Origin of the sequence: Paenibacillus sp. P22, from assembly GCF_000469945.2 — a bacterium.
Classification (GTDB): Bacteria; Bacillota; Bacilli; order Paenibacillales; family Paenibacillaceae; genus Paenibacillus_O; species Paenibacillus_O humicus.
The window spans coordinates 1-17,580 of the sequence record NZ_CBRA020000148.1; the positions used below are offsets into that span (position 1 = coordinate 1).

The window sequence follows — 17,580 nt, forward strand, 5'->3', positions numbered from 1 at the left end:
GGCTCGGGTCATCCGTTCGTGGCTGATTGGWCCGATAGGGAGGGGCGCGCCGGCTCATCTCCTTGCTTGCACTTGAAGAAGGCTTGCCTTTACAGCCGTGCTATCCCTAAGGAAGGGCAGCCGCAAAGGAGGCGGGCACCTGTCCGCAAGGATAGAGCCGGAGCAGGGCGTCTGCCCGCAAGGATAGAGCCGGAACCGTGCTTGGGAAATATAGGGTATAATAAACGCATACATAGCTTCGGAGGTGCATCACGGCATATGGAGAAAGTACTGTCATCGCTGTCCAAGTACCGCATCTCGGCCGGGGTCGCCCTGCTGATGATGCTCGTCGAGCTGGCGGTGGAGCTGTCCCAGCCTTTTATCATCGCGAAGATTATCGATGAAGGCATCGCCCATAAAAATCTGCAGGTCGTCTGGCTGTGGGGGGGCGTGCTCGCTGGAGGGGCGCTGATCGCCTTCGCGGCGGGGATATGCAGCTCCTTCTACGCTTCGTACGCAAGCCAGGGATTCGGCTACGATCTGCGAGAGCGGCTGTACGGCAAAGTGCAGTCGTTCACCTACGAGGTGTTCAACCGGTTTGCGGCGTCGAGCCTGATCACGCGCCTGACGGGAGACGTCAGCCAGGTTCAGGATACGGTTTTCATGGCGCTCCGCTTCATGACGAGAATCCCGCTTGTGGTCGCGGGAAGCGTCCTGATGGCGCTCATCGTCAACTTCCGCCTGGGTCTTATGCTGGCGGCGACGCTGCCGCTGCTGCTGCTTTTCGTCGGCTGGATGATCGGCCGGGCGTCTTCCGTATTCCAGACGGTGCAGCGCCGTCTCGACAAGGTCAACGCCGTCATTCAGGAGAACTTGACCGGCATCCGGCTTATCCGCGTTTTTGTCCGCATGGGCTATGAAGTCAAGCGCTTCGGGGAAGCCGGCGCCGAGCTGATGAAGGGCACCGTACGCGCCTTGCGCCTGACGGAAACGACCCAACCGTTCATCATGCTCATCGTCAACGCCGCCATTATCGCCATTCTCTGGTACGGCCGGCTCGATATCGCATCCGGATCGGCGACGGAGGGCCAGACGGTCGCGGTCATCAACTATGCGCTGCGGACGATCGGCGCGATGAGCATGCTGGCATGGATCGCCGCGATGTTCTCCCGGGCCGGCGCATCGTCCCGACGGATCAGTGAAGTGCTGAACGCGGACCGTTCGGATGCACAGGCGGCTTCCGGAACGAAGCCGCTTGCGGGCTCGGATGTCGAATTCCGCTCGGTAGGCTTCACCTACCCGGAGAGCAGCATCTCGATCCTGGACAACATCAGCTTCCATGCGCGCGCGGGGCAGCGAGTCGCGATCATGGGGGCGACGGGATCCGGCAAGTCCTCGCTCGTGCAGCTGATTCTGCGCCTGTATGAGCCGACCGATGGCGTGATCGCGGTCGGAGGCACCGATCTTCGGGAGCTTGATGTCAAGGCGCTGCGCCAGGCGATCGGTTATGTCCCGCAGGACGTGACGCTGTTCTCCGGCACGGTCAGCGAAAATATATCTTGGGGCAACGAGCATGCGACGGAGGAGCAGATCGCGGCCGCAGCGAAGGCGGCTCAGCTGCATGAGACGATCATGCGCCTGCCGGACGGATACGGAACGATGCTCGGCCAGCGCGGCGTGAACCTCTCCGGCGGCCAGAAGCAGCGCCTCTCCATCGCCAGGGCGCTCGTCAGGGAGCCGAAGATCCTTATTCTCGACGACAGCACCAGCGCCCTGGACTTGAAGACCGAAGCCCTCTTGCTGCAGGAGCTGGAAGACATGAGCTGCACGACATTCCTGATTACGCAGAAAATAAGCTCGACCGTTTCGGCGGATCTGATCCTGCTGCTGGAGGACGGCCGTCTGACGGCAGCTGGGCGCCATGACCAGCTGCTGGCCGGTTCGGAGCTGTACCGGCGCATCTATGAATCGCAATACGGGGAGGAGGCGCGGCATGCTTAAGCAATGGCTCGAACCGCTGAGAGTTCCGCGCCCCGAGCCGGATCCTTCGCTTCCGCCTGCGGGCGCCCGCGGCGGCAAGCCGAAGGCGAAGGCCAAGGACTGGACCGGCACGCTGAGGCGGGTGTGGGGATATCTGGCGAAGCGCAAGGTGAAGCTGACGATCGTGCTGATGCTTGTAGCGGTCAGCTCCGCGCTTGCCTTGCTCGGCCCGTACATGATCGGGCGCGCCGTCGACCTTTATCTCAAGGAAGGCAGTCAGACCGAAGGATGGGGCTTGTTCCTCGCCGGGCTCGGCATCGTCTACGTACTCTCTTCGGTGACGTCCTGGACCCACAACGTGTGGATGATCACGATCTCCCAGGAGACGGTATTCCGGCTGCGCAGCGACCTGTTCGCCCACCTGCACCGGCTGCCCATTCCGTTCTACGGGAAGCGTCAGCAGGGCGAGATCATGAGCCGCCTGACGAACGATATCGAAAATGTCAGCTCCACCCTCAACAGCTCCGCGATCCAGATCTTCTCCAGCATGCTGACGCTGCTCGGAACGGTGAGCGTCATGCTGTGGCTCAGTCCGCTGCTGACGCTGCTGACCTTTGTCGTCGTGCCGCTGATGGTGGTCGGCATGCGATGGATCACGAAGCGGACCGGCCCGCTGTTCAAGGCCCGCCAGCGCAATCTCGGCGAGCTGAACGGCTACATCGAGGAGACACTGTCCGGCCAGCGCGTCATTACGGCCTTCTCCCGCGAAGAGCAGGTCAAGGAGGCGTTCCGCGAGCTCAACGAGCGGATCCAGCTGTCCGGATTCTGGGCGCAGACGATCTCGGGCTTCATCCCCAAGGTCATGAACAGCCTGAACAACCTGAGCTTCGCGATCGTGGCGGGAGTCGGCGGAATTCTGGCTGTACGCGGCGCCATTACGGTCGGCACGATCATCGTGTTCGCCGAGTATGCGCGCCAGTTCACCCGTCCGCTGAATGACCTGGCGAACCAGTGGAATACGCTGCTGTCGGCCATCGCAGGAGCCGAGCGGGTCTTCGAGGTGCTCGACGAGGAGCCGGAGGAGCGGGAGGACAGCAAGGCCGAGCGGCTGGACAAGGTCGAAGGAGCGGTGCGCTTCGAGCATGTATCCTTCGGCTACGAGGAAGGCCGCGAGACGCTGACGGGCATCGACTTCGAAGCCCGGCCCGGCGAGATGATCGCCCTTGTCGGGCCTACGGGAGCGGGCAAAACGACGGTCATCAGCCTGCTCTCGCGCTTCTACGAGCCGACCTCCGGCCGAATTACGCTCGACGGCAAGGATTTGGCCGGCATCCGCCGGGACAGCCTGCGCTCCCGCATGGCTTTCGTGCTGCAGGACTCGTTCCTGTTCGAAGGGACGATACGGGAGAACATCCGCTACGGAAGGCTCGATGCGACGGACGAGGAAGTGGAGGAGGCGGCCAAGCTTGCCAACGCGCATTCCTTTATCGTACGGCTCAAGGACGGCTACGGCAAAATGCTGAGCGCGGACGGCAGCGGCATCAGCAGCGGTCAGAAGCAGCTGCTCGCGATTGCAAGGGCCATTCTCGCCGATCCTTCCATGCTCGTGCTCGACGAGGCGACGAGCAGCATCGATACCGTGACCGAGATCAAAATCCAGGAGGGGCTGCAGCGGCTCATGAAGGGCAGGACAAGCTTCGTCATCGCCCATCGGCTCGGAACGATCCGCAGCGCGGACAAGATTCTGGTGCTGAGGGACGGCAGGCTGGAGGAGCAGGGCACCCATGAGGAGCTGCTGCGCCGCGGCGGCTTCTACAGCGAGCTTTACGGCTCCGGCAAAGGCGTTCCAGGAGGCGCTCAAGAGAATCCTGTGGCTGCCTTGCAGCAGCGCTAACAAGCCATGAAACTCTAGTCGCAAATTACGCAGGTTCAGAAGCTGAAATCGCGCCCCTTGACCGAAGATATGGAGCAGCCGATTTAAACGACCAGCGTCTTCAGGGACAGGTTGAAACACGAATATTCCGCCAAAATGAGTACCCTGAAGGGTGCTCATTTTTAGTTTGAAATGATGCGTGCCAATACTGCGGTTACATTGCAACATTCCAGCAGACAGAAATCTGCCGCTGGCGTCTCAACCTTCAAAAAGGGAGGGGGAGCCGGAAGATGCGGCGGATATCGCCGCCTTTCTTGCCACATCGGACAGCCGGTAGGTAACCGGCCAATGGATACATGCAAGCGGCAGAGCGCCGGCAAATGGGGGTTGGGCTTTTCCTCGTCGATTTCATCAAAAAGGCATCACGGGAACGAGTCTTGCGTTCGGAATTGAAAAGGTCGATGATCGGCAAGAAAGAGACGGAAAAGAGATGAGGACGAGACGAGAAAGAGACGAAAATGAGACGAGAAGGAGACGAAAATGAGACAAGAAAGAGACGAAAATGAGACGAGAAGGAGAAAGTTCAGCCTTTAAAATGGGAAAACAGAAAAATATAGGAACCTTTGCTGCAAACCGGTCGTTGGAGGGGTAAGAGGAAAGAGGAGGCGATCTGCGATGCGTGAATACAGGCTATTAGACGACAGTATTCTGATGACCGACGGTGCAGGCCTATGGTTGAAGAGGCTGGGCAGGGAGCCGGAGCCGGTGACGGCGGATGACATCATGCCGGATCTGCTTGAGCTGCTGGAAGCACAGAGGATCGCCAAGGTGGCCAAGCTGCAGATGGAGCTGGCTCATGCCCTGGACGAATCGATGAAGCTGGGAGCTGAAGAGGAAGCGAAGACGGTTCTGGAAGCATACCGGCCGGTCCTGGAGGAGCGGGGTTCGATTCAATAACCTTTTTTTAAACGATGAAAAGACGATCCGGGGAAAGGGGAGTCCCGGACCGTCTTTTTCTATGCGTGGCAGAGGAATCTTGCGCCTTGCTCCGAATCGCGATTCATCCAGAATGGCGTTATACCAAGAAGCTGCAGCCGTACATGCCTCGCTTAGACGGTCGGATCGGCTTGCTGGCCCTGCTCAGCCATGGCGGCCATATCCATATGGAATACTTCCCATAAATGTCCGTCGACATCCTCGAAGCTTCGAGTATACATGAAGCCATGATCGGAGGCATCGACCGTCGCTTTGGCGCCGGCTTTCAGGGCGGTCTCGAAAATCTCGTCCACCTTGGCCCGGCTGTCCGCCGTTATGGAGATGATCGCCTCTGCGGTGCGGGAAGCATCCGCGATCTCTTTGTTGACGAACTTGCTGAAGAAGGGCTCGGTCAGCAGCATGACGAAAATCTGCTCGCTTACGATCATGCAGGCGGCGTCGCTGTTCGTCATGTCCAGGTTGAAGCCGAAGCCGACTTCACGGAAGAATGCCATTGACTTGTCCAGGTCTTTTACGGGAAGATTGACAAAGATCATGCTCGATGTAAGAGACATCATTGATCACCTCATCCTTGGATTTGACTCCAGTATATCTTTTTTGCCTGAGTGCTGTTTCTCATGGATTGCTATGATTCGCACCTGCGGCAAACCGGGCGGTCCGTCTGCTGCTGCGGCCGGCTTCTTTCGCATTCATGGGAGCAGGTTGCTTGACCGTCATGGCGAAGACCATCATCCAATCCTTTTAGAAAGCTGGGCGAGACCATGCTGCATCACTTGGAATTATATGTATCTGATTTGGAGGCTTCGGCCGGATTTTGGGGCTGGCTGCTTGGAGAGCTGGGCTACGAGCCCTACCAGCGCTGGGAGCAGGGACGAAGCTGGAAAAAAGACAGGTTCTACCTCGTTCTGGTGCAGGTGGAGGAGAAGCACCGCGACCCGGCCTACCACAGGCGCAAGGTAGGAATGAACCATGTGGCCTTCCACGCCTCTTCCCGCGAACAGGTCGACCGCCTTGCGACAGAACTGGCTGCCCGGGGGACGGTCATGCTCTATGGGGACCGCTATCCTTATGGCGGAGGCGAGGGGCATTACGCCTTGTTCTGCGAGGACCCGGACCGGATCAAGGTCGAGGTCGCGGCTCCGAACTGACGGGGGCGAAGGGAGCTGGCGTCTGAGCTGGAACTGATCTGCATCACCGTGTCTGATCAGGGCGACTGGATCTGATTTGCGCGTCGGGAAATCTCCGCTGGACGCCGAAACCGCTCGGGAGAGCGGTTTTTTTGCTGTCTGCAATAAAGGTGGAAAAAGGAGCCATGCTAAACGATGCTTATTTAAATGTTTACAGAAATTTATCTAAGTAGCAATAAAAATTCACCTGAAAATGACTATCCGAAAACATCTTCCTGATATATTCTATTTCTGCCGGGAGATTAACAGAATATTCCGGCTTAACCGGAAAGGGGATCATGATGAGGACGAATTCGGTATGGAAGAAAAGATTGCTGCATGCGGCGCTTGCCGCCGTTGTGCTGGTGCCGACCCAACTTACGGCTTGGGGCGGAGGCCAGGCGCATGCCGAGGGACCCGCCGATCCAGCGCCGTTCATCAAGGCCAAGGTCGTCAACGGCAACGCAGGGAAGAAAGTGCTGTTCGACAATTCGCATGCCCAGACGGCGGGCGCGGCGGACTGGGTCATCGACGGAGGCTTCTCGGACTTCGGCAACGCGCTGGCGACAGCCGGCTTCGATGTCCAGGAGCTCCGCAAGTCCACCCCGATCACTCTGGAAGATCTAAGCCCTTATAATGTCTTCGTTACCGCCGAGGCCAACGTTCCGTTCAAAACGAGCGAGCAGGCGGCCATGGCCCAGTACGTGCAGAACGGCGGCAGCATCTTCTTCATCGGCGACCACTACAACGCCGACCGCAACAAGAACCGCTGGGACGGCAGCGAGTCGTTCAACGGCTACCGCCGCGGAGCGTGGGACAACCCTGCGAAGGGAATGAGCGCCGAGGAAGCCGCATCTGCAGCCATGCAGGGCGTGCAAAGCTCCGACTGGCTGGCGGACAACTTCGGCGTGCGCTTCCGCTATAACGCGCTCGGAGACATCAACGCGAACAATATCGTCGCACCGGACCAGGCGTTCGGAATCACCCAAGGAGTGTCCTCGGTAGCGATGCATGCCGGCTCCACGCTGGCGATCATCGACCCGGCGAAAGCCAAAGGCATCGTCTATCTGCCCAAAACGAGCGCCAAGTGGGGCAGCGCCGTCGACCAAGGCGTTTACAACGGCGGAGGCATCGAAGAAGGCCCTTATGTGGCCGTCTCCAAAAAAGGCGCGGGCAAAGCCGCGTTCATCGGCGACTCCTCGCCGGTCGAGGACGCGACGCCGAAGTATCTGAGAGAGGATACGGGAGCGAAGAAAACGACCTACGACGGCTTCAAGGAAGTGGATGACGGCAAGCTGCTCGTCAACCTCGTGAACTGGCTTGCCGCTTCCGAAAGCTATACGAGCTTGTCCCAGGTATCCGGCCTGACGCTGGACAACCCGACGCCGCTGCTCGCCTTCGAAAATCCGGCGACCTCCACGGAGCCGCAGGCCGAGCCATGGGCAGCTCCGAACGCCGGCTACAAATGGTATGATTCCAGCACGTTCCGCGCCGGGTCCTACGGGGTGAAGAGCAGCCCGACGCCGACGCCGACGTCGACCGTATCCCCCGACACCGACGCCAGGCACGACGCCTACGCCTACTCCGGCGCCTGGCACGGTCGGCTACGACTTCGTCACGCAGGCGACGCTTCCGAACAACGGCAGCGAATTCCAGATTCGCGTGAATGCAAGCGGCCTGACGCCGAGCAGCACGTTAAGCGGTTATTCGCTGGGCATCTATCTGACGGCCAGCGGCACGCAGATCGCCCAGGTGCAGAACGATGACGGCACCTGGCCGAGCGCGTATGCATACAGCTCCGCGTTCAGCCTGACTGCGGACAGCACGGGCAGCGCCACCAAAGTGCTCCGTGTCCGCATCAAGTCCGGCTCCACAGGGGCGGCGAATCTGCGCTTGCGCCAGAACAGCGCCAATCTCAAGACCGTCGCGGTCACGCTCGCGAATGTCCAGCCCGAGCCGCTGCCGTCGCCGACTCCGGCGCCGACAGCGACTCCGACTCCGACCAAGACGCCGACCCCGACCGCTACGCCGACTCCCAAGCCGGCTAAAGTAACGCTGTCGGACGCAAGGATGCTGCCATCCGGCAGCGTCGTTTCCGTTGCAGGCGTCATCGTCAGCGAGCCGGGCATATACGGCGGCGGAGAATCCTTCTACTTGCAGGATAGTACAGCGGGCATCTACGTGTTCCAGAGCGAGCCCGGCTTCCATGCCGGCGACGTCGTGGAGCTGACGGCCGAGACGGCCGTCTACAACAGCGAGCTGGAGCTGGCCAACCCTGAATCCATCGTGAAGACTGGAACGCAGGAGCTGCCTTCGGCCGCCGCGGCCGACACCGTGACGGCAGCTAACCAGGGAACGCTGATCTCTATCGGCGAAGCGACGATCGCCAATCTGATGGCCGCCGCCCCTACGGGCTCGTTTGAATTCGATGCCGTGAAGGATGGGGCTTCCGTACGCGTGCGGGCTGATGTCCGGACCGGCCTCAGCCAGGACAGCTTCCCGTACCATAACGGAGACCGTGTCCTGCTGCAGGGCATCTCCTCCGTGTTCAAGGGCGCCTACCAGCTGAAGCTGCGCGGAGCTCAGGATATCGCCCTGCCGGCCGATACGGCCGCGCCGGCGACGACCGCTTCGCTTTCCGGCGAGCCGAATGCCGCAGGCTGGCATCAGGGAGACGTGATGGCCGTTCTCGAAGCGGCGGATGACCGTGCCGGCAGCCTGAAGACGTTCTACAGCCTCAATGGAGGCGGCGAGACCGCCTATGGAGCTCCTGTCCTGATTTCGAGCGAAGGCATGAATACACTGCGTTATTATTCCATCGACGCCGCCGGCAACAGGGAATCGGCCCAAGAGCTGACGGTCCGCATCGACAAGACCGTTCCGGACGCCGTTCTGACGCAATCGGGAGGTCCTGTCGCCGATGCGGCCTTCACGGATACGCTGAAGTTCGAGCTGCAGGCGTCGGATGCCCTCTCCGGCATCGTATCCTCCGAGCTGCTGCTGGACGGACAAGCGCTGGCCAGCGGAACAGAGCTGCTCGCTGCCGATCTGGGCCTCGGCGCGCATTCCGTACGCTATATCGTGAAGGACGCCGCCGGCAATACGGCCGAGCAGACGACCGCCTTCAACGTGACCGAGGGCGCTGCTTCCGCCAAGGGAGCTCCGGGAACCCCGGTGCTCAGCGACAACAACGGGCATGCCAACGGCTTGCGCGGCGGCAGCTACAAGGTGACGATGAACATGTGGTGGGGCAACAACGGCAGTATCTACAAGCTGTACGAGAACGGCAAGCTCATCCGTACCGTCGTGCTGACCGATGCAACGCCTTCCGCCCAATCGTCCGCGGCGGAAATCTCGGGAAAAACCAACGGCTCGTATGTCTACACCGCCGAGCTGATCAATGCCAAGGGAACGGCGCGCAGCGCTCCGCTGACCGTCCAGGTGACCGACGCGAATCCCGGCAAGCCGGTGCTCTCCCATGACAACTGGGACGGCGACGGAGCCTACCGCGTGACCGCCAATATGTGGTGGGGAACGAACGCAGCCGAGTATCGCCTGTATGAGAACGGCATGCTGATCGACACCAAGGCGCTGAAGGCGGCGACGCCGGCAGCGCAAGCCGCCTTCACCGACATTTCCGGCCGCGCCAAAGGCATGTATGTGTACCGCGCGGAGTTCGTCAACGCGGCGGGAGCCGCTTCCAGCGAGACGATCACCGTAACGGTCAACAGGTGACGATGCCGCTGCGGCCGGCTTCCATGCACGAGGATTGCTCCAGATCCCTTCGGGGATCTTTTTTTGTTCCGAGGTCAACAGCGGGCGCTTATTCCGCTATCCGCCAAGGGGGCTCCGGTGCTCAGCGACAGCAACGGGCATGCAAATCGCCTGCATGCCGGAGAAATCCGGGTGCTGGGATTGGAGAGGAGCATGGCTGCGCGTATAATGAAGCAAATGGCAGCCGGCCGCTCCGGCTCCGGAGCGGCCGGCGAGGAGGCCAGGTTAGGAAGCGGAGATCCGAGGTGGAAGTCAACCCGGTGGAAGACTTGCTCAGCCGCGGCGAGAGCGATCTGTATGAACATATGAACGCGAGAACGACTGGACAGGAGAGGACAGCGCAGTGAACCATGAAAAGCTGATCGAGCTTGGCCTCGGCTACCCGGGAGCCAGCGTGAAAACCCCTTTCGACCCTGAGATGCAGGTGCTGTATGTGAAGGACAAGATGTTCGCCCTCTTCGGACGGCATGCCGAATGGGAGAGCGTGAACCTGAAGACCGATCCGGAGGAAGCCTGGCTGCAGCGGGAGAGCTATCCGGATTCGGTGCTTCCGGGATACCATATGAACAAGCGCCACTGGAACACGGTCGTGCTGAATGGAAAGGTTCCCGGCGAGACCGTCCGGCAGATGCTCCAGGAGAGCTATCAGCTCGTAGTGGCCAAGCTCCCCAAGCGAGTGCGGGCGGAGCTGGCCGGAAGCATGAAGCGTGGCATGCCGGGCGGCGGGCAGGAAAGCTGAGGCTTGACGGCATCATAGGCAGCCGTGCAATCGATCCATAGGATCCATAGGCCGAAGCAAGCGCAAAAAGCCCGGGAATCCCGGGCTTTTTTTGGATAAGCTCTGTATGAATCAGCCGGCCTGAGGAGCTTCGGTCGTTATCATCCAGAGAACGTCGTATTTGTCCGTCACTTGACCGAATAGCGTTCCCCAGAAAGCCGTTTCCAGCGGATGTCCGATCGTTCCGCCTTCCGCCAGATTGGCGAAGGCTTTGCGGGCTTCTTCCTCGTCGGCAAATTCCAGCGACAGATTGAGATTGGTGCCGGGATGGACGGGACGAAACGAGTCCGACATGAAGATCGTCACGCCTGCGGCGACGAGCGCCAGATGGAGCACCTTGTCTTTGAGGCTGTCGTCCTTGGCGCCCGGCATTTCGCCGTAAGTCATGACGGACAGGATTTCGCCTCCAAGAGCCTCCGTATAGAATTCCGCTTGCGCTCTTGCGTCCTTCGAATGAAGGTAAGGGTACAGCTTGGCCATTCCTACTCATCCTCTCTCGTGTCGGATTCTATGCTCATGGATACAGTGTACCTGAACAGCTTCGTTCCGGTTTCTCACGGATTGCTATACATAGCATTCCACTCTTTGTCCTCGTCTACCTCCATGAAACAAAAAAACTAGGCAAATGAATGCGGGGAGGGATAAAATGGACTCAACTCCCAATTTCATTCTTGATAGCGCTATCAAACTTGCCGGAGCGAAGGAGTGGAGCCATGGAGCCCTATACCCGGGTGCTCATCGAGCGGATGGGCATGCTGCTGATTGTGATGTTCATCATGACTCGGCTTCCGCTCTTCCGCATGCTGCTGGATCGCGCGGTAACGATCCGGACAGGCCTGCTGTTCACGCTGATGTTCGGACTTATCGGCATTGCCGGCACGTACTCAGGCGTCGTCGCCGGAACGGACGGCATGCAGGCCGCTTTCTGGATCAGCCGGCTTGAACCCGGCCAGCTGCTGGCCCACTCGGCTCTGATCGGTGTCGTGCTGGCCGGCCTGCTCGGCGGCGCATACGTCGGCGCCGGAGCGGGGCTCATCGCCGGGCTGCATGCTGCGGCGCTTGGAGGGCTGGCCGGCGGCGCCTACCTGGTATCCACGCCGCTGATCGGCCTGCTGGCGGGGCTTGTCGCCCGTTTCTTCAACGAAGAGAGGATCATCGCTCCGATAAAAGCCTTTTTCATCGGCGTATTCGCACCCATTCTGCAGATGGGCGTCATCCTCATCTATACGACCTCCTCGCCCGAGGCGGTCGCTCTCGTCAACAGCATCGGCATGCCGATGGTGCTGTCGAGCAGCCTTGGCATCGCCCTCTTCGTCGCGATGATCCAGGTCGCGCTGAAGGAGCAGGAGCGGTCAGGCGCGCTGGAGACGCAGCGCGCGCTCGCCGTTGCGGGAACGGTGCTGCCTCATCTGGAGCAGGAGCTCACGGTGGAGAGGGCGTCTGCCGCTGCCCGCGTGCCTTGCGCTGSYGCTGCCAGTTCGCCGAATTCCAGGAGCAGCAGAAGGCGATCAAAAAGATGAAGGAGACGATCCGCAGGCTGGAGGAATGGGGACGGATCGGGGACAACGAGAAGTTTTTCAAGCGCGCGGCGTCGATCCGCAAGGCGCTGGAGAAGATGGAGGCGGTCAAGCGCCCCGTCCTGGAGCCGAAGACGGCGGAATTCAGCCTCCACCCGCAGGACCGGTCGGGCAAGCAGGTCCTCGCCTTCCAGCGGGTTTCGAAGCGGTACGGAGACCGCATCCTGCTGCAGGAGGCCGAAGGGAGGCTCCTTTATGGGGAAAAGGCGGTCCTGATCGGGGACAACGGCAGCGGCAAAACGACGCTGCTGGAGATGCTCCTAGGCCGGGAATCCGCGGATGAAGGCGAGCTGAAACTCGGAACCCGGCTGGAGATCGGCTATCTGGCCCAGCAGGAGCCTGCCGCCGAGCCGGAAAAGTCCGTGCTGGACCACTTCCGGACGGAAGCGGGCATGGAAGAAGGCGAGGCGCGCCATCTGCTGGCGCGGTACCAGTTTTACGGATCCGCCGTGTTCCGTCCGCTCAAGGCTCTGTCCGGCGGAGAATGGTCCCGGCTGCGGCTCGCCCTGCTGGTGAGGAAGCGGCCCAATCTGCTGCTGCTCGACGAGCCGACGAACCATCTAGACACCGCCTCGAGAGAAGCTTTGGAGGAGGCGCTCGAGGAATTCCCGGGCACGATTCTGGCCGTGTCCCATGACCGGTATTTCATCAACCGCATTGCCGGGCGCGTCTGGGAGCTCACCGGAGGCCGCATTGCTTCCTGGAACGGAAACTATGACGCCTATAAGGCGGAGCAGGCCAAGCGGCCGGCAGCGGAAAGCCGGTTCACAGGAGAGTGCAATTCGGAGCGTGTCTGGAGCCAAAACGCTGCGGCTCCTCCGCTTAAGGCCGCCTTCTCCAGCGAGAGGAAGGAAGCCGAGAGCGGCAGCAAGGCGAACCGGAAGCAGCCGGCGCATCATGAAAAGCAAAAGGAGTACCAGGAAAAGCAAAAGGCGAAGCTCGAAAAGCAAAAGGAGCGGCTCGAAAAGGAGATTGCTCTTCTGGAAGGGAGGGTCGCGGCAGCCGGCTCCGAGCTTGAGCAGCTTGCCGTGAGCGGCAGCCCGGAGGCGCTGGAGCAGCGATGGAAGGAGCGGGAGATGGACGAGCGGCAGCTGGCCGGTATGATGGACCGTTGGCTGGAGCTGGCCGGAGAGTAAGCCATTCCTATAATGAAGGCGCAGCCGTCCGGCTGCGTCTTTTCCTCCTCTCCGGGGCGGCAATGCCTGCGCGGGCGTTCATGATATCGACACGGATTGCCTGCCATCGAAAAGAAACGCATGCCGTCTTGCATTGACTTCATCACTTTAGTTAGATTACTCTAAATAGAGTACTCAATATAAAGTAAAGAGATGGAGTGGAAGCATGAAAGCATTTCTGAAAAACAAGATGATTATGAGCGGCGTATTCATGATCGTTTTTTACCAGATCATCATGATCGGCATCTTCATGTCGGGATACAGCGCGGTTCCTAAAAATCTTCCGGATTTGACGGTGGCCATCGTCAACGAGGATCCGCAGTCCGGAGCCAAGTTCGTCGAGCAGCTGAAGGAGCAGCTTCCCTTCCATGTCGTGACGGATGCCAGCCTCGATCAGGCCAAGCAGCAGCTTGAGGACAGGGAGATTCCGTTCATCATGCATATTCCGGCTGATTTTACAGGCAAGCTGTCTGCGCAAGGGGAGCAGGCCAAGCTGGACTTTTTCATCAATGAATCCAATCCCGCTACGGTCACGAGCAGCATGCACAGTGTGGCGAACCAGGTTTCGTCCAGCATCATCGCTCAGATTCAGTCCCAGAGCTTCGAAGGGCTGCTGCAGGGCATGAAGATGCCTGCCGACCAGTCGAAGCAGACCGTGGAAAGCATCATGGGCAAGGTCGAGACGAATATCGTGTCCACCAACCCGCAGCCTGCGGGCACGCATAATCAGATGGCGCCGATGTTCCTGACGATGGCCTCGTACGTCGGAGCGATGATCTACTCCATGATGAGCATCGGCACGCTCAATCAGCTCAAGGGACGCATGGGCAAATGGCGCGCGTTCGGAGCTTTGCAGGGAGTGAACGCGCTGCTCTCGCTGATCGCTCCGCTGGTCGGGCTTGCGGTCTACTTCTCCGTCCATGGCTACGGGGCCGAAGCCTTCCTGCAGATGTGGATGGTCCACGCGCTGGAAATGTTCGTCGCCATTACGTTCACGAGCCTGTTCTGCCTCCTGCTCGGCCAGGCAGGCATGATCGTGAACCTGCCGATTCTGCTGACGCAGACGATCGCGAACGGTGCCGTCGTGCCGCGCGAGATGATGCCGGCTTACTTCGAGTGGTTCAGCTACATTTCACCGATGTACTATACGGTCCATCTGGACTACAACGTCCTGTTCGGCGGCGGCCGGACGGCCGAATATCTGCTTGGCCTCGGCCTTGTCGGGCTTGGCGCTCTGATCGTCAACAGCGTCATCCATCAGTTCAAGGCGGTCAGGAAACCTCTGGACAATGCCGAGACTGCAGGACAGCCGGTTTTCATGTAAACTGAATATCAAAGGGGCTGACGGGCCATCCGCCCGGTCGGCCTCTATTCGGTTCATGATCGACGTTAAGGAGGCTTGCCGATGTCGCTTCAAATCTTCATCCTCGGAACGCTCAGCGAAGGGGATCGACATCCGTACGATATCAAGAAGCAGGTTATGAAGCCGCTGGACGGCAATGTGACGATCAACGACGGAACGCTCTATTATCAATTCGAGGTGCTGGCCAAAAAAGGGCTGATCCGTAAAATAGAGGTCGTCCAAACCGACAACCGCCCGGAAAAAACGACCTACGGCATTACTGAAAAAGGCCGCAAGGCGCTGGAGGAGGAAATTTATGCCGCCTTCCAGAAATTCACCTCAGCAGCCTCGCTGTATTCCTCCCTCATGTTCCTGGACAAAGTGGACAAGCAGAAGCTGTCCTATCTGATCCGGGAGGCGGTCGCCAGGCTCGAGAGCCGCATCCGCCAGATCGAGGAGTCCGATCCCGAGCTCGGGAGCATACCCGATGCGAAGCGGACCGCCGTTCGGCTGATCATCGACCATGCCGATGAGTCCATCCGCAACGACATCCGCTGGCTGCGCAAGGTGCTGGAGCAGCTGAATGAGTCTTGACCGCGACAGGGCAGACCGCTGATCCAACGGCATAGATAGGGGATAGACCCAGACCGGTCCTTCGGAGCCCGCCTGGGTTTTGTTCGGTTCGAATCAAACCATTCCTCCCTTCCAGCATCCCGGCCGACGCCATTTCAACTTGGCGCCGTCTTGCATTCCATTTCCTGAGAATTGACGTATAATAGAGTTCATTCCAACATGGCCAGCCGCAGAGGGGAATGGATTCAGTGCTTCAATGGGCAAAAGGGAAGATAGGACGGGGGACGGCCGTTCCGCCGGAAAGGAAGCTGAGCCGGGATGCGGTCACCTCGCTGATCATCCATAGCTGCTTCCAGTTCGGGGCATCGATGTCGGGCTTGTTTCTCAACCTGTACTTGTGGAGGCTGACCCAGGACCTCGCGATCAACGGGCTGTACAACATCATCTGCTTTGCCATGACTCCGGCGGCGTTCGCCGCGGGCGGCTGGCTCGCCAAGCGCAAGGACCGGATGGCGGCCTACAGGCTTGGCATCGTCATGATCGCCGTCTTCTACCTGCTCGTCGTCATCGCTCAGGAGCGGGTGGCGGAATATTATGTCCTGTTCGCGCTGTTGAACGGAATATCGTCCGGCTTCTATTGGGTCGGCTACCTCGTGCTTCAATACGACGTGTCCACGGAGACGAACCGGATCCGCTATCTGGCGATCAACATGATCGCCTTCAATTCCGCCGGCCTTGCCGGTCCGGCGCTGGCCGGGCTGATTATCCGCAGCAGCGAAGGGCTGCAAGGGTATATCTTTATTTTCTCCTTGGCCTTTGTCATGTTCGCAGCCGCGGCCGCGATCAGCTTCCGGATCCCGATGCAGACCGTGCGCCACCGAACCTATTATCTGAACCTGATGGGCTTGCTGATGTCCAAGCACAGACGGTGGCGCAGGGCGTTGTACAGCTTCTTCGTCTTCGGCCTGTTCCAGGGCATCATGCTGTTCCTTCCCAATATTCTGCTGTTCCGCACCGTCGGCCGCGAGGACTGGGTCGGCTATCTCGGCGTGCTGTTCTCCGCCTTGACGGTCGCTACCGGGTATGTCATTTCCCGCTCCGCCCAGCAGGAGCATGTGCGCATCTACCTGCTGATCTCCTCGATCGGAGTTACGCTCGGGTCGGCGCTCCTGCTGCTGGACGTGAAGCTGTGGTCCGTCGCCGCCTTCATGATTCTGTTCTCGGTGTTCAACCCGCTCGCGGTCAACACGCTGACCTCGTATTATTACCGGCTGATCGGCCAGCTGCCGCTCAAGGGGCAGCTGCGCGTGGAGTCCGTCATCATGAGGGAGCTGTTCCTCAACGCCGGCCGTGTCGCATCGATCGCGCTGCTGCTCCTGTGGGCGGCCGACATGCAGCCGTCGTTCATGGCGGCGGTGCTGTTCGGCATGGCGGCGCTGCAGTTCACGCTGCTGGGACTGGTGAAGGAGCGTCAGTGAATCGAAAAGGAAGAGGATACCGTTGGAGGGACCCCCGGAAAGTCCGTTGAGAAGCTGATAACCTCTCGCTCAACGGGCTTTCAGCAAAATCTGGAGAGTTGATAAACAGCTTTCAACCGTTTTGGGTACTGCGAATAATCCGACAAAAAATGTTTTATAGCTTTCATCCACAAGTGTCTGCTTGCCAATCATCGACAGATGTACTCATCAAGGGCTCCTCCATCCGGAGGAGCCCTTTTTGGTTTCCGCTTCTTTCCCCAGCTTTGCGATACGCAGCCGCGGAGGTCTGACATGCCATGATGATGAAGATACAGGAAAGCCGTTCGGTGAATGCCGCTTTATCCGAAGGCTACTTCCTTTCATCCGGAGCCGTCAGCCGGATCGCTCCATCCGCCAGCTCCAGCTTGACCTTGTTGCGGTCCTTGGCGCCGATGGACTCCAGGTAGGACGCCGGAACCTGCAGCCGTCCGGCTTTGTCGAGGACGGCGTATTCGACATGCGAATCCGCTTCGTCATGCACGCCGGAAGCGATGCCTTGCTCAAGCTCCAGCAGCTCCTCGGCATAGGACTTGCGGCGGATCATTTCGGAGGAGGTCTTGCCGTCGCGGATGGCGACGACCCGCTCCACCTTCCGGGCGAGCAGCGGATCGTGGGTGACGATGACGATCGTGATTCCCGTCGTCCGGTTCAGGTCGCGGAACAGATCGAGAATCTGGTCCGACATCCGGGAGTCGAGCGACCCCGTCGGCTCATCCGCGAGCAGCAGCCTCGGTCCGCCTGCCAGCGCGATCGCGATGGCGACCCGCTGCTGCTCGCGMKCCGATAAAAAGCGTCGACATTGGCGTACTCACTCATCCCGGGCTTGAGCAGCTGCGCCGACCCGAAATAC

Annotated in this window: 13 protein-coding genes and 3 pseudogenes; 13 read left to right on the plus strand and 3 right to left on the minus strand. The window is 59.9% G+C overall.

All coding sequences use genetic code 11. The features are described from left to right. Positions 1-258: 258 nt before the first annotated feature. The 4 genes and pseudogenes from BN871_RS19245 (at position 259) to BN871_RS19255 (ending at position 4,789) form a co-directional block, all read left to right on the plus strand. Positions 259-1,980 (plus strand): ABC transporter ATP-binding protein, encoded by a 1,722-nt coding sequence (locus tag BN871_RS19245; RefSeq protein WP_048748397.1) that lies wholly within the window; start codon positions 259-261, stop codon positions 1,978-1,980. Then, entirely contained in the window at positions 1,973-3,853 is a 1,881-nt protein-coding gene (locus tag BN871_RS19250; RefSeq protein ID WP_048748398.1) for an ABC transporter ATP-binding protein, read from the plus strand. The genes BN871_RS19245 and BN871_RS19250 overlap by 8 nt, the downstream gene beginning before the upstream one ends. 216 nt (positions 3,854-4,069) lie before the next feature. After that, positions 4,070-4,169: pseudogene (locus tag BN871_RS29275) on the plus strand (short-chain dehydrogenase); the annotation flags it as partial. A gap of 338 nt (positions 4,170-4,507) precedes the next feature. Continuing rightward, entirely contained in the window at positions 4,508-4,789 is a 282-nt protein-coding gene (locus BN871_RS19255) for a hypothetical protein (RefSeq protein WP_048748399.1), read from the plus strand. Positions 4,790-4,941: 152 nt separating this feature from the next. On the opposite strand, the gene BN871_RS19260 is transcribed toward BN871_RS19255, so the two are convergent. Continuing rightward, entirely contained in the window at positions 4,942-5,382 is a 441-nt protein-coding gene (locus tag BN871_RS19260) for a VOC family protein (protein WP_048748402.1), read from the minus strand. Positions 5,383-5,592: 210 nt separating this feature from the next. On the opposite strand from BN871_RS19260, the gene BN871_RS19265 reads away from it, so the two are divergent. From BN871_RS19265 to BN871_RS19275, 4 genes and pseudogenes are all read left to right on the plus strand, one after another. Then, the gene (locus tag BN871_RS19265) at positions 5,593-5,976 is read left to right on the plus strand and encodes a VOC family protein (RefSeq protein ID WP_232313200.1); all 384 of its coding nucleotides are present in this window, start codon (positions 5,593-5,595) and stop codon (positions 5,974-5,976) included. 422 nt (positions 5,977-6,398) lie between these two features. After that, positions 6,399-7,902 (plus strand): annotated as a pseudogene (locus tag BN871_RS30315) (endonuclease); the annotation flags it as partial. 771 nt (positions 7,903-8,673) lie between these two features. Next, entirely contained in the window at positions 8,674-9,729 is a 1,056-nt protein-coding gene (locus BN871_RS30320; RefSeq protein WP_374725891.1) for an OmpL47-type beta-barrel domain-containing protein, read from the plus strand. Positions 9,730-10,111: 382 nt separating this feature from the next. After that, positions 10,112-10,507, plus strand: coding sequence for an MmcQ/YjbR family DNA-binding protein (locus tag BN871_RS19275; RefSeq protein WP_021880106.1), 396 nt, complete (start codon positions 10,112-10,114; stop codon positions 10,505-10,507). 111 nt (positions 10,508-10,618) lie between these two features. Here BN871_RS19275 and BN871_RS19280 read toward each other — a convergent pair whose 3' ends face one another. Continuing rightward, positions 10,619-11,026, minus strand: coding sequence for a VOC family protein (locus tag BN871_RS19280; RefSeq protein ID WP_021880107.1), 408 nt, complete (start codon positions 11,024-11,026; stop codon positions 10,619-10,621). A gap of 233 nt (positions 11,027-11,259) precedes the next feature. Between BN871_RS19280 and BN871_RS19285 the strand changes: the two genes are divergently transcribed. From BN871_RS19285 to BN871_RS19305, 5 genes are all read left to right on the plus strand, one after another. Then, a complete protein-coding gene (locus BN871_RS19285) occupies positions 11,260-12,066 on the plus strand; it encodes a LytS/YhcK type 5TM receptor domain-containing protein (RefSeq protein ID WP_053087015.1) in 807 nt (268 codons plus the stop codon). Further along, positions 12,063-13,259 (plus strand): ATP-binding cassette domain-containing protein, encoded by a 1,197-nt coding sequence (locus BN871_RS19290; RefSeq protein WP_232313196.1) that lies wholly within the window; start codon positions 12,063-12,065, stop codon positions 13,257-13,259. Before BN871_RS19285 ends, BN871_RS19290 begins: the two co-directional genes overlap by 4 nt. Positions 13,260-13,464: 205 nt before the next feature. Continuing rightward, the gene (locus BN871_RS19295) at positions 13,465-14,622 is read left to right on the plus strand and encodes a YhgE/Pip domain-containing protein (RefSeq protein ID WP_021881267.1); all 1,158 of its coding nucleotides are present in this window, start codon (positions 13,465-13,467) and stop codon (positions 14,620-14,622) included. 81 nt (positions 14,623-14,703) lie between these two features. Beyond that, positions 14,704-15,234 carry a PadR family transcriptional regulator gene (locus BN871_RS19300; RefSeq protein WP_048748401.1) on the plus strand — a complete coding sequence of 177 codons (531 nt, stop codon included), beginning with the start codon at positions 14,704-14,706 and terminating at the stop codon, positions 15,232-15,234. Positions 15,235-15,452: 218 nt separating this feature from the next. Beyond that, a complete protein-coding gene (locus BN871_RS19305) occupies positions 15,453-16,691 on the plus strand; it encodes an MFS transporter (protein WP_021881270.1) in 1,239 nt (412 codons plus the stop codon). A gap of 349 nt (positions 16,692-17,040) precedes the next feature. Here the strand turns inward: BN871_RS19305 and BN871_RS19310 are convergent. Then, positions 17,041-17,517, minus strand: a pseudogene (locus BN871_RS19310) (AAA family ATPase); the annotation flags it as partial. Positions 17,518-17,580: the final 63 nt, after the last annotated feature.

What these genes read in the sequence shown, in the direction of transcription:
- BN871_RS19245 (WP_048748397.1), top strand. Translation starts at nt 259, where the DNA reads ATGGAGAAAGTACTGTCATCGCTGTCCAAGTACCGCATCTCGGCCGGG.
- BN871_RS19250 (WP_048748398.1), top strand. Translation starts at nt 1,973, where the DNA reads ATGCTTAAGCAATGGCTCGAACCGCTGAGAGTTCCGCGCCCCGAGCCG.
- BN871_RS19255 (WP_048748399.1), top strand. Translation starts at nt 4,508, where the DNA reads ATGCGTGAATACAGGCTATTAGACGACAGTATTCTGATGACCGACGGT.
- BN871_RS19260 (WP_048748402.1), bottom strand. Translation starts at nt 5,382, where the DNA reads ATGTCTCTTACATCGAGCATGATCTTTGTCAATCTTCCCGTAAAAGAC.
- BN871_RS30320 (WP_374725891.1), top strand. Translation starts at nt 8,674, where the DNA reads ATGGCCGTTCTCGAAGCGGCGGATGACCGTGCCGGCAGCCTGAAGACG.
- BN871_RS19280 (WP_021880107.1), bottom strand. Translation starts at nt 11,026, where the DNA reads ATGGCCAAGCTGTACCCTTACCTTCATTCGAAGGACGCAAGAGCGCAA.
- BN871_RS19290 (WP_232313196.1), top strand. Translation starts at nt 12,063, where the DNA reads ATGAAGGAGACGATCCGCAGGCTGGAGGAATGGGGACGGATCGGGGAC.
- BN871_RS19295 (WP_021881267.1), top strand. Translation starts at nt 13,465, where the DNA reads ATGAAAGCATTTCTGAAAAACAAGATGATTATGAGCGGCGTATTCATG.
- BN871_RS19300 (WP_048748401.1), top strand. Translation starts at nt 14,704, where the DNA reads ATGTCGCTTCAAATCTTCATCCTCGGAACGCTCAGCGAAGGGGATCGA.
- BN871_RS19305 (WP_021881270.1), top strand. Translation starts at nt 15,453, where the DNA reads ATGGATTCAGTGCTTCAATGGGCAAAAGGGAAGATAGGACGGGGGACG.